Source organism: Okibacterium sp. HSC-33S16, assembly GCF_024171565.1.
GTDB lineage: Bacteria > Actinomycetota > Actinomycetes > Actinomycetales > Microbacteriaceae > Mycetocola_A.
The window spans coordinates 168,459-180,259 of record NZ_JALJZZ010000004.1 but is presented as its reverse complement, the minus strand read 5'-3'; the positions used below and the strand labels follow the sequence as shown (position 1 = coordinate 180,259).

The window sequence follows — 11,801 nt, the reverse complement described above, 5'->3', positions numbered from 1 at the left end:
CGGGGGGCCGAGGCACCTCCGCGGGTCAGTTCTGTAGAGTGACTTCGGACTTTCGATGACCTTCGAAAAGTAGGACCTGTGGTTGGTTCCATTCGGCTGCGTTCACTGCTCGTCTGGCTGGCCTGTGCTGCTTTGACGCCTACCCCGACCGCGCGGTGCGTTTTTTCAGTGCAGGGCGGGCCTCGCAGGACAACGTTCTGCGCGGTGGCGAGGAACGCGCCCGTGGCCCGGTGACCCGGTGACCCGGTGACCGATCGTTTCGCGTTTACACTTGGTTCGAAGCTGAAATCCTCGATCGTTTTCCCAGCCGGGAACCCGGCCGCTCTGATCCGCATTCGCGACCCGGACGCATCCCGGGCGCTGACTTCTCGTTCCAAAAGTGCGGCTAAATACTCCTCATGAAACCAACCACTGTCCCAGGCCCGGTCCGCGAGCCGGGCCGCAGGGTTTCGAATCCGGGGTGCCTTCAGCACGGGCGAGGTAGCCGATCTGCTTGCTCCAGGTCAGCTGCGACACCCCAGCATTCGTCCGATCACAGACGGATGAACGGAATAGTCATTACTGAACACCCTGACGTAGTAGTCCCTGGGCAGCCGGACCCGATCGGAGAAACCAAAGCGGCGGTGGAATCGGCGGTAACCGCAGCACCGCGCTCCGGGCTGCGTGCTTCACGCGCGGACATGTTGCGGCACGTTATGTGAGCCGAGGCGATTAGCCCCTGGAACCGACCCGAGCATGAGACAGCAGCGAAGCTCTCTCATGCTCAGATTTTCTGAGGCCGCCTCCCCAAGTGAAACCTGCTGTCGTTAGTTGGACACTCATCACGCCCGGTAGCGCCTGGACGGCGCGTCAGAGGCTGCCGTCGACCTCAAGAACTTCCCTCGACGGGAAGTTGAGCTTCTGAGACCTGCGCCTGTAGGTTCCTTCCCGAAAAGACCACTAGAACAATCGGAATCCACGCACAGTAGGCGAAGCTGCCGAAGTTTCGAAAATCAGTGACAACTTCAAGTAGGCTCACGCCCGCGAATGCCGCTGTGAACATCAGTGGGAAACAATTACCTCTCGCAGCCGCACGTACTGATGAGCGCAACACAGCCGCTATGACAAGACCGAATGCCGAGAGCCCAAGCCAGCCGGTCGTCGTGGAGACGTTTATGAACATGTTGTGCCCATGAAAAGCCAGTCTATTGAAATCCGTCATGAAATGAGCCACCTGGCCGTAGAAATCTGGCCCGTTCCCCGCAACCGGTGATACAGCGAAATATTGGAGACTCGTGATCCAAATACGACCTCGGTTGGACCAACTTTCGGGCGCGACCGTTGTAAGAGGAATCACGACTACTGCAATAAGCGCGGCAGACGCTAACCCGTAGGCGAGCACCCGCGCAAGCTGCGAGCGCACATTCTGCCCGCGTCCTACCGCAACAAGCAATACGACAGCAACGCCAAGTACGACAGCAAGCAAGGACGTTCGGGAGGCGGTTAGAAGCAGAGCAGCAAAAGTGGCGGCATAGCCGATCACTCTCGTTCGTGACTTTCTGATGTAGAGGATGGCCGGAAATCCTAGAGCCATCGCGACACCGAGTGTATTCGGGTGGCCATAAGGGCCAGCCAGAAGGCGATCCCCCACCAACGCCTTCGCATATTCACCGGCCGATTGAGGGATCGTCACGATTAGGGGAGCGATGACCATCAGCACGAGACTGACACCTGCCGTTAGGACCGTGAGCCATCCAATGGTTCGAATGACCTCGAGCGGGGGGTTCGCAAGCCAGAGGGCAAAGAGAACGAACGGGAAGTAGATGGTCGAAATACCAAAATCGGATGAGCTGAACGCGGTCGCGATCTGCGCAGCGCCCCACGGCAGCAAAAGCAGCACCACGAGCCAACCAGACGCGCGCGGTACCGGCCTAACAGCCTTCGAGATGATTATGTGGGCGCAGACGAGGAGGACAAGCCCGATGCTTGCCACCTGCGCATAAGCCGCAAGCCCCGTAAGCGAACGAGATTGAGTCACGTCGATCACTTCCCGACCCTGCACTTGATCGATGAGCGACGGCAACGCAGCAAAGCACCAAAGGGCAACGATAAGCACCATCACGGAAGTTTCGTGGCGCTTCGCCCCGCCGGCGGTCACGCGGACTCGCGGCGGCATAATCTTGCTAGCGGGCACGACTGTCAAGTGTCAGACTCCATGATGTCGATAATTCGTAATCGTGAATGCCGAGCAGGATTGATTCGGTCGGGCTTGATGCTACTAGATGAATCGAATTTCGCGATGCGTCGTCGTGCAACCACAACGCCTGACGAAGGCACGACGATGACGCCCAATGCCGTTACGGGACTGCACACTCTTTTGGTCGCGCCGCCGCATCTCCGCGGGGCTTGTCCCGCCCTCCACTTAGCGATGGTTCCGCTGCCGTCCTGATTAATTGTATGGGAATCTCAAGCGCCCAAGCACGTCAGGCGGAATACGATCGCGACGGACATGGGCGTGGACGGCTGCGGGACGGCAACAACGTGCAACCAGATGGATCACCTGAGCCGGAAGGGCAAGCGCCGACTAAGGTCGACGTATGGGCAAGCGCACAAATCGACAGATGTCCGCGCGAAACAGGTCTACCGTTGGTCGGTACGTGGTTCTTGTCGCTCTCGCGATAGTTGCCGCGGTTTTCGTCGTGCTTGCATTGAACCGACCAATCGGGGAACCGTCAAGTGCCGTAACGTCCCTCCCGCCCGCTTCGATGAATGGCGATGGCACGCCAACGCCGGTTCCCGCCTCGACCATCGCTCCGCTCAAGGTGGCATTTTTGGGTGACTCATACATGTCCGGCGCTGCCACGAGCGCACCCGAGCAGCGGTGGACCGCTCGACTGTCTGCTGCCAACGGATGGGCTGAAATCAATGCAGGGGTTGGGGCGACAGGGTACGCCACCGCAGGCGGAGAACCCAACGCGCGGCCGTATGCCGAGCGAACTGTGGACATCGTCGCTGCGGCACCGGACGTCGTGATCGTCTCGGGGGGCCGGTTTGATTACCTGGGAAGCTCAAGCGTCACTACAGTCAGCGCGGCAATCGTTGCAACTTTTTCGGAGCTCCGGGCGGGATTGCCGCAGGCTAAAATCATCGCGATCAGCCCGCTTTGGGGAACCTCAGAGCCACCGACACGGTTGGCTGAAATTGGAACGGAAGTACGGGCCGCCGTCGAAGCAGCAGGGGGCAGTTATGTTGACATCCTGCAGCCCCTTGAAGCACGAACCCATGTGCTTGCCGCCGACGGCGTTTCACCCAACGACGCGGGCCACGCAATCCTGCTTGAGGCAATCCGCCCATCTGTCGAGTCACTCGTAAACGCGACACCTTAGCGCAAAAGAAAACGACGGCAGCATCGTGATCTCGGCACCGTTCTCGGTGATCGCCATGGTGCGCTGGCTATGGGCGATCCGGCACCTGGTCTTGTTTCCCACACTCCAGCCTTTGTGGTTGGTCACTAGCTCAGCGGTATTGATCATGACTCACGGCTCGAATGTGAGCAGGTCATCGGTGGCGAGCCTGTAGCAGTGAGGAATCTTTGCAACGCGGCATCGTTCACGGATGTGCGAATGTAGTGACCGAACGGCCGGAAACGGCACGTATAAGACGAAGCAGGATTCGGCACCGGCCTTGAGGATCATGTCCAGATCGTACCGATGGACCCGAGTGGATTCGTACCGACCGTATTGTGAGCCTGGGCGACTGCAGAATACCGGTGACCAGGGCATCGATGGCTCGTGCTGCCCCTATTTGGCAATGAACTATCGCCATACTGCCCAGTAACAGTGTTAGAGTCATCGTCCGTTTGCGACTCACTCCAACGAACTCAAACGGGGGCAACGACTCGGAGCCCTGCTACCCGTACCTAACGGGCGTGCTCCGGGCGAGCGCGTCTGTAGGGCCTCACCACCGTCGCGTCGATCGACGATAATCGGGGTCTCAGCCGATGCTGTGCGGGCAGAGCCCGCTACCGCCAACCACCCCTCCGCGAGCGCGAGCTGAGCAAGCCCCTTGGCGCAATAGACACGACCACCGCATCGCGACTAGTCTGCCCGCCATAAGCGAGTGATCTTGACATGCTCGCTCGGACGGGCCAGCATGCCATCTGGTGGGAGGTCAGAACCGACGACCATTCCGCCGCACGGAGAAACCATTCTGGGATAGAACCCGCCCTTGATACGAAGCCGATATTTACCTCATGCGAACAGGGTCGTGCACCCCCGAATCGATGCCGTTGCCACTCCGGTGAGGTAACGCGACTGCCTACCATCGCGCTGCGTGAATTTCACCCCTCAAAGGGCAACGGGTCTACCCAAACTGGGGGTGGAGTTCGGTCCGGCGGGTTGCATGCGTCCTCATAGATTGATCAGATGGGAAAATCACGGGTGCGCAGCATGCGGTCCAGGAATTGGTTCGGACGAAAGTGGGGTTACACGCTTCTTGCGGTCGTCGCAGTGGCGTCGCTCGGGCTAACTGCCGCCGCACTCAATCTGCCGCCTACGCAACCCAGCACGACAACGCCTTGGACACCGAAGCCTCAAACGCCCCAGGTGCTACCGCCAAAAGCTCTTTTCATTGGCGATTCGTACACAGCAGGTGTGGGAGCGTCCGAGCCGGAATTGCGCTGGACCACCCTCGTGAGCACGGAGCTCGGATGGACCGAGAAGAATGAAGGGCGTGGCGGCACCGGGTACGTGAAGACCAGCGGCGTCGAAGGCTGCGGGCTGGAACACTGCCCCATATACTCGGAAGCCATCGCAGCCAGCACTACGTTCACTCCCGACGTCGTGATTATCTCAGGCGGGCGGAATGACGGACAGGCGACTGAAGGCTACAACGCCGCGGTGCAGGGAGCGATCAGCACCGCGAAGAAAAAATGGCCCAAGGCCACAGTCGTTGTCACGAGTCCGATCTGGGATGACGACGCAGCCCCGCAGTGGTGGCCCACTCTTGTGACAACCGTGCGTGAAGCTGCCGCAGCATCAGGGGCAACATTCCTAGACATGGGCCACCCGCTACAAGGGAATGTTCGCTTCGTCACCGAGGACGGGGTACACCCGAACGATGCCGGGCACCGAGCCATCGCCGCCGAATTTCTTGCCGCGTGGCCGATCGAGGCCACGAGTTAGGCGCCCTAGGAGACTTCACGCTCGGTTTTGGAATGGAGCTGCCAGCATTCGCAGCCATTTCCATTTCCGCCTGTGCCAACTAGGCACCTAGGCAAACGTCGCGTTCGGTGACAGCGCGGCGATGTCATTCATATAGGCGACGAGGCTCTGCCCGTACATCTCGCTCCCGGTGAAACGAGCTGCGTCTTGGTTTCTAGCACGCGAATATGGCACTCGGCACGCCCTTCAGCGGCCTTCTCCTCGTGACCAATAACTATCCCGGCCCTATTATCCCGGTATTAGTGTTGGTGCCGCGGTTCGATTGCCGCTCACCCCCCGAGAGGTCGAGCGCGGGCAGGTCTTTGGCGCCATACTGAACCGCACCCGAGGCGAGCGCTCGATGCTTGAGGCCGCCTCGATACCGGAGTGTTTCCGGAGATGCTTCGGAAGATCGAGCCGGCCGTGTAGCAGCCCCGGCCTTTCCGACCATCGCGGCGATCACCGATGTGCTCGGACTCTCGCTCGATGCCGTGTGGGCAAAGACCGGGCTACGCCAACCAGGCCTTCTCGTCACCGCTGAAGCGGTTCACCGGCCCGTGCGTCGACATCGCCCGGTGATACATCTTTGAGAACGCATCCGTCAGCACCTTGTTCTGGTCGTCGAGGTTGTCCTGCCAGGCGACGATCTCGTCGAGTCGCTCGGTGAGTTCGGCACGCAGGGCGACCTCGTCCGCGGTCGTGACCTCTCCGCCGTCGACCACAATCTGCCCGTTCACGATTACGGTCTCGATCGACGATCCATTCTCGGAGTAGACCAGCTGGTTGTCGAGCTTCTGCCGCGGCGTGAACGCCATGGTCTCCAGGTTGTAGATCACCAGGTCAGCCTGCTTACCGACCTCGAGCGACCCGATGCTGTCGTCGAGCACCGCACTCTTCGCTCCGCCGATGGTCGCAGCAGCCAGCACCTCGTCGACGCGCGGCCAGCTCGTGTAGTCCGGATCGGTGACCTTGTGCAACAGCGCGGCCATCTTGATCACGTCAAGCATCCGCGGTGAGTCACTGCTCGAGCAGCCGTCGGTGCCGAGCCCGAGGTTGATGCCCGCATTCTGCAGCTTCCGCCACGCGGCGATGCCGGAACCGAGCTTGAGGTTCGAGATGGGGTTATGCGAAATGGAGGTACCGGCATCCGCAATCATCTCCATGTCGGCATCGGTCAGCCAGATGCCATGCGCAAACGTGGTGTTCGGCGACAATGCGCCGATGCTGTTCATATAGGCGACCAGGCTCTGCCCGTACATCTCGTCACCGGTGACCAGCTGCGTCTTCGTCTCGAGCACGTGAACGTGACACTCCGCGTCGAACTCCCGCGCCATCTCGGTTGCCCCGACCAGCAGATCGCTCTCCACCCGCTGCGGGCCCGACGGCGCCACCATGTAGCGCAACCGTCCATTGCCGCGGCCGTGGTGCGTACCGAACGCGTTCCGGCTGAACGCAAGATATTCGTCTGTCGTGGGCACAGACATCCCACGTACCTCTTTAATAATGCTGTCGGGCAGGTACTCGGTCACGAATGGGAGCGTGTCGATGAACGGCTTGCTGATCACGTGGCCGGAGATGTTCGCGCGAATGCCGAGCTCGTCGTAGCTGTCGAACACCGCGGTCAGCTGCTCGCGGTCCTGCCCGGGCGTCTCGAGCACATCGTCGACCACCGTGGTGACACCGGCCTTGAGCGACTCGATCGCGAAGAGCTTGGTGCGCAAGCGAATCAGGTCGGGCGCGACCCGGCTGTCACCGAGAATAGGATACGACAGCGCCATCCACAGCTCGAGCGGCAGGTTGTCGTAGCGACCCTTGTAGAGCATCTCCCACGAGTGCGTGTGCGCGTTGACGAAACCGGGCGCGACGAGACGGTCTCGTCCGTCGATCACCCGGTCACTGGGCTGCGGTTCGAGGTCGGTGCCGATCGCGGTGATCACCCCGTTCTCGATGCGGATGCTGCGGGTCAGCGGCGTTGTGCCCGAGATCGCGTCCATGGTGATGACGTTGGCGTTGCGAATGAAGATGCTCATCTGAAGTTCCTTGGGTGCTGGGAATGCGGTGATCTGCCCGGCCGTGCGTCGCGGTCGACGCACGGCCGGTCTTTTTTCGAACGGATGCTGCTAGCTCACGACCACCGGTTCGCTTGCGCTCTCCGCGGTGTGTGTCGGTGCCTGCTGCAGGGCCATCCATTTTTTGTGGCTGGTGCGTGAGAGCAGGTAGTAGGTGAGGCCGGCCGCAAGTCCACCGGCGAGCCAGGACAGGTCGAGGCCGCCGAGAGCCTTCGCCCCGAAGCCCTGCAGCGCCGGAACCATTCCGTTGAGGAACAGCCAGGTGAAGACGATGCCGGCTGCGAAGGCAACGAATGCTCGGCCGTTGAGGTCGGGCAGTCGCTTCGAGCCGACCGGGTCGAAGAGGTGACCGAAGCTCGTCGAGTTCTTCTCGAAGAGGTAGTAGTGCACGAGCATGATCGCGCCCCAGGTGGCGACCCAGCCGACGACTCCGACGAGCCAGGCGTCGAGGGTGGTTGCGGCGTCTTCGGAGTAGATGAAGAAGACCGCTGCGGCGAGCGAGAGCACTCCGACCAGCACGTTGAGCTTCTTGCGGCCGACCTTGAGGTCGAGCGCCTGCGCCGCAACGCTGAAGCTGTAGATGTTGAGCACGTTGGTGGCGATCGGGCCGTGCAGCACGAGCAGGAGCACGGGGATCGCGAGGGCGCCGTAGTTCTCGACGATCAGCTGGCCGGGGTCAACGCTGCCGTTCTTGGTGGCGAGGGAAGCGCCGAGCACTCCAAGCCAGATGACCGGGATGATCTGACCGAGCGCGCTGGCCAGGTAGAGCTTCTTCTTCGGCACGGCTGTGGAGACGAAGCGGGAGTAGTCGGCCGCGTAGGTGAGCCAGGTGATACCCCAGCCGATGCCGATCGCCGTCATCACCGCGGACATCGCGACGACGCGCTCGGTGCCGGTGAGGATTCCGTCGGCCGGGCCGGCGTACGTCCAGTCGATGTCGAGGAAGAACCAGGCCACGATACTCATCAGGGCCAACACGATCACGGTTGGCGGAACGGTCCAGCGTTCGAACGCCGCGATGGCCTTGTAGCCCGCGAGCGACACCGCGACCTGGATGGCCATGATCAGTGTGGCGACCGCAATCTTCCAGCCATAGTTGTGCTCGGTCGGGTCGAGCCAGCCGAGTTGGCCGAGCAGCGCGATCACGAGGTCGAGCACGATCCAGGTGTTGACCGCGCACCAGCCGATGACGACGAGTGCCTGGATCGCCGACGGCAGGTAGTTGCCGCGTCGCCCGAACACCGAGCGGCCGAGCAGCATGCCGGTGACGCCGGTGCGCTGGCCGAGCAACACGAACAGGCCGAAGAGCCCCATGCCGATGAGGTTGCCGACCACCAGCACGATCAGGGTGTCGGCGAGGCCAAGTCCCATGTTGATGCCGAGTGCACCAAGCACCCAGTTAATAGGAGCGATGTTGGCCCCGGCCCAGATCCAGAATTGGCCGGAGATGCGCGTGGTGCGTTGCGATTCGGGGATGGGTTGCAGCGTCTCTTCGACGTCGATGGTCGCAGACATGGGGTCTCCTGGAGTCAGGTGGAGTCGGGATTGTTGCTACGTTCGGTAATCAGAATGACCCGGCATTGTTTCGACAGAAGTGACGCTTTGTAAACTCGGTGTAACACCGAATGGACGGAATGTATCGATGGATCTTCGCGACGTGCTCGCCGACGCCTATGTTTTCGCTGCGCAGCCCGTCGTTGCCGCCGGGGATCCGGTCGGCCGCACGGTGCGCTGGGTGCACGCGAGCGAGCAGCTCGACATCGCCCCACTCCTCCGCGGCGGTGAGTTGATCCTCAGCGAGGCCGCCAACCTGCGCTCGGCGTCCCGCGACGCGCAGACCGCGTACCTCGACTCTCTCGCCGAAGCGGGTGTCGCCGCACTCGCCCTCGAAACGACCGACGCGTTCCCGCGCATCCCGGCCGCCTTCCTGGCCCACGCCGAAGAGCGCGGTTTCCCAATAATCGAGCTGCGCCGCCGGGTACCCTTCGTGCAGATCTGCGAGAGCATCAACAGCCAACTGGCCGATTCGAGCCTCCGCCGCCTGCAAATTGCCGACCGGATGTCGATGGCGCTGTCGGAATCGGTGCAAGAACTCGTCGGCATCGACGCCCTCCTCACCGTGCTGAGCGAACAAACGCGGTCATCGGTCACCCTGACCTCGCTGTCGGGTGAACTCCTCGGCTCAGCAGGTGACGCAACTCCCCCGCCATCCGCCACCTCGACATTCTCAGCACCAGTGTCGTTCGGCGGAACCGTCGTCGCAACGCTGACCCTGCACCCCGCTGACGACGCCGACATCCGCTTGCTCTCCGCAGCTCTCGAGCGCGCGCCGGAGATCCTCGCCATCGCTCTCGTGCACTCCCGCCCGATCTCAGCGGAGGATCGGGCGAAGAGTCGCTTCTTCTCCCTGCTTTCTGCACCCGCGGCGAGCGCTCGGCCCGGTGCGCACGCCGCCGAGCAGGAACTCGCCGCCGTCGCGCAGCAACTCGGTTTCGGTGCGACGGACCTCTATCTCTCTCTGGTCGCCACGGTGGAGCACACCCACGTCGCGGCGCTTCACGAAACCCTGTCGAGTTCGGCGCCGCACGTGATCACGCAGCTCAGCGGCTCAGAACTTGCCGCTGTGTTGGGCTTCGCATCTTCGGCCGATCTCGAAACACGCCGTGCTGAGTTGATCGAGCGACTCAACGGCCTCGCAACCGCGCGACCTGGCTTTGTTGTGTGTGTAGGAAACGGGAGCCGACACATCGGCGGCGTTGCGCACTGCCTGGCGTCAGCTCGGGACACACTCCGGTTCACCGGCACCGGCGCTTCGGTCCTCGATGCCCGTCACTTTGCGCTCGCGCGACTGTGGCGTGAGCTCGACGACGACGAGGCTGCCACCCGCTACATCGACGAGCAGATCGGTACCCTGTTGCGCCGCGATGCCGAGGCTCCTGGTGAACTTTTCGAAACGCTCGCCGCCTACGTCACCCACTGGGGAAGCAAGACGGATGCCGCGCGAGATCTGAACATTCAGCGCCAGACCTTCTATCAGCGGCTGGAGAAGATCTTCACACTCATCGGGCCACTCCCCGCTGGATCACCTCGAATCCCTGCGATCCTGACGGCGGTGTTCCTCGAGCAGGGGCGACGGCAGTCGGGCGCGTCGATTCACTAGACCTCCCCGGTTGGAGCGCGTCCCAGGTTGCCATCCTCCAAACCGGGCAGTGCTCTGAGGTGATGTCCCATACGAGAAGAACCCCCCAAGGACCGGATGCCCCCGGAGGTTCAGTGGTTCGTGCCGCGACTTGGAGCCCCCGGCACGGGCCGGGCGCGTCACCCGGTTGGCGACGTGACCCCATCCTCCTCCCACCGTTGGTGGGCGAGGTAATTGTGCCGGGCGGATTGCTTAGCAGGGCACTTTGACTCCGCCACCCATGCCGTTACTGTCCCAACAGACACCGTTGTTGCTACCAGGAGGAACGACGCCGCCGCCGCCGCTAGGCGGTGCAACGCTTCCTCCGCCTCCGCTGCTGGGGGGCGTGGTGCTTCCGCCGCCTCCAGTGCTCTTCTTGGTCTCGCCGAAGCTTCCTCCGGAGGACTTCGACGCGGCCTTGCGTGCGGCCTCTGCCTCCGCTGCCTGACGAGCAGCTTCTTCGGCTGCCGCACGGGCAGTTTCTTCGGCCGCGATCCGCGCAGCTTCAGCTTCGGCAGCGATGCGCGCGACTTCAATCTCTGCAGCGATGCGGGCAGCTTCTTCGGCCTGGAAGACAGCGAAGTCGTCAGTCAACGTGGTGACGCTCGTGTCGAGTGCGGTTGCCGCAGCCTTGGCGTTCGCTGATGCGGCCACGATTGCTGCGGCTTCATTCCGGTCCGTGCACTCGGTCGAGATCTTGATCGCTCCGAGGGCGACGCCCTGGTCGGTGACCGCAGCGATCAACTCAGCACCGCTTGCACGAGCAGGGATCGCTTCGACGGCGGGCACTGCCTCGATGGCAGGAACAGCTTCGACTGCTTCAGCGCCTGGACGGAGTGCGTAGTCGGTGCTCGTTCCTGCCTCATGAGGCAGGACGACATTCTTGACGGCTTCGAGGGCCGTCAAGGACGTGGCTGCGGAAGCCTTCACGGACTCCGTAGCTTCAGCGCCGTTCTTGAGCGCGACAACGCACTGGCGAGCGGTCTCCGCAGCATTGGCATTCGCCACACCGACGGAGGCGAGGGTGATGCCCCCTGCGAGGATCAGCACGCCGGCAGTCAGGAAGGCGGTGTGCTTCGTACTGAATTTCGGAGCTTTGGTTGCGGTACTGCTCGCTTCGTCAGTCGTGATCATCATCTCCTTCTGGGGATAAGTGGCAAGTCGGGGGTTGGTTGGGGTGGGCAGATGCCGTCCTCTTGACTATCGGCCACTCGTCGAGGTTGGGCAGGTGTGCCCCAAAGCCCGGCCCCGTTTGGACTCGGCTTCTATTTGCCGGTCCGTGAGATAGGCGGGTTCATTTGGCTGGCGTCCGCTCCATACACACTTCGGTTCACGGGCATCGGCGCTTCGGCGCACGATGCACGTCTGTAGAAG

General features: G+C 62.2%; 8 protein-coding genes and 2 pseudogenes. 4 read left to right on the top strand and 6 right to left on the bottom strand.

The window, feature by feature from the left end:
• Positions 1-131: 131 nt before the first annotated feature.
• The 3 genes and pseudogenes from L1277_RS15860 to L1277_RS11120 all read right to left on the bottom strand — a co-directional run.
• A pseudogene (locus L1277_RS15860) lies at positions 132-473 on the bottom strand (ATP-binding protein); the annotation flags it as partial.
• A gap of 30 nt (positions 474-503) precedes the next feature.
• Positions 504-569 (bottom strand): hypothetical protein, encoded by a 66-nt coding sequence (locus L1277_RS15855; RefSeq protein ID WP_374110227.1) that lies wholly within the window; start codon positions 567-569, stop codon positions 504-506.
• Between the two features lie 299 nt (positions 570-868).
• Entirely contained in the window at positions 869-2,098 is a 1,230-nt protein-coding gene (locus L1277_RS11120) for an O-antigen ligase (RefSeq protein ID WP_253376457.1), read from the bottom strand.
• A gap of 646 nt (positions 2,099-2,744) precedes the next feature.
• Here L1277_RS11120 and L1277_RS11115 point away from each other — a divergent pair.
• The 3 genes and pseudogenes from L1277_RS11115 (at position 2,745) to L1277_RS11105 (ending at position 5,770) form a co-directional block, all read left to right on the top strand.
• On the top strand, positions 2,745-3,365 hold the full coding sequence (locus L1277_RS11115; RefSeq protein WP_253376456.1) for an SGNH/GDSL hydrolase family protein: 621 nt from the start codon (positions 2,745-2,747) through the stop codon (positions 3,363-3,365).
• Between the two features lie 1,038 nt (positions 3,366-4,403).
• Entirely contained in the window at positions 4,404-5,162 is a 759-nt protein-coding gene (locus tag L1277_RS11110) for an SGNH/GDSL hydrolase family protein (RefSeq protein WP_308215096.1), read from the top strand.
• A gap of 301 nt (positions 5,163-5,463) precedes the next feature.
• A pseudogene (locus tag L1277_RS11105) lies at positions 5,464-5,770 on the top strand (transcriptional regulator).
• Here L1277_RS11105 and L1277_RS11100 read toward each other — a convergent pair.
• Positions 5,690-7,210, bottom strand: coding sequence for an amidohydrolase family protein (locus L1277_RS11100; protein ID WP_253376454.1), 1,521 nt, complete (start codon positions 7,208-7,210; stop codon positions 5,690-5,692). The pseudogene L1277_RS11105 and the gene L1277_RS11100 overlap by 81 nt on opposite strands.
• 90 nt (positions 7,211-7,300) lie before the next feature.
• The gene (locus tag L1277_RS11095) at positions 7,301-8,764 is read right to left on the bottom strand and encodes a cytosine permease (protein ID WP_253376453.1); all 1,464 of its coding nucleotides are present in this window, start codon (positions 8,762-8,764) and stop codon (positions 7,301-7,303) included.
• Positions 8,765-8,891: 127 nt separating this feature from the next.
• Between L1277_RS11095 and L1277_RS11090 the strand changes: the two genes are divergently transcribed.
• Entirely contained in the window at positions 8,892-10,409 is a 1,518-nt protein-coding gene (locus L1277_RS11090; protein ID WP_253376452.1) for a PucR family transcriptional regulator, read from the top strand.
• Positions 10,410-10,640: 231 nt separating this feature from the next.
• Here the strand turns inward: L1277_RS11090 and L1277_RS11085 are convergent, their stop codons facing one another.
• Complete coding sequence (locus L1277_RS11085; RefSeq protein WP_253376451.1) at positions 10,641-11,564, bottom strand: hypothetical protein; 924 nt, start codon at positions 11,562-11,564, stop codon at positions 10,641-10,643.
• Positions 11,565-11,801 lie beyond the last annotated feature (237 nt).

What these genes read in the sequence shown, in the direction of transcription:
- L1277_RS11100 (WP_253376454.1), bottom strand. Translation starts at nt 7,210, where the DNA reads ATGAGCATCTTCATTCGCAACGCCAACGTCATCACCATGGACGCGATC.
- L1277_RS11090 (WP_253376452.1), top strand. Translation starts at nt 8,892, where the DNA reads ATGGATCTTCGCGACGTGCTCGCCGACGCCTATGTTTTCGCTGCGCAG.
- L1277_RS11095 (WP_253376453.1), bottom strand. Translation starts at nt 8,764, where the DNA reads ATGTCTGCGACCATCGACGTCGAAGAGACGCTGCAACCCATCCCCGAA.
- L1277_RS11120 (WP_253376457.1), bottom strand. Translation starts at nt 2,098, where the DNA reads ATGGTGCTTATCGTTGCCCTTTGGTGCTTTGCTGCGTTGCCGTCGCTC.
- L1277_RS11110 (WP_308215096.1), top strand. Translation starts at nt 4,404, where the DNA reads ATGGGAAAATCACGGGTGCGCAGCATGCGGTCCAGGAATTGGTTCGGA.
- L1277_RS11085 (WP_253376451.1), bottom strand. Translation starts at nt 11,564, where the DNA reads ATGATGATCACGACTGACGAAGCGAGCAGTACCGCAACCAAAGCTCCG.
- L1277_RS11115 (WP_253376456.1), top strand. Translation starts at nt 2,745, where the DNA reads ATGAATGGCGATGGCACGCCAACGCCGGTTCCCGCCTCGACCATCGCT.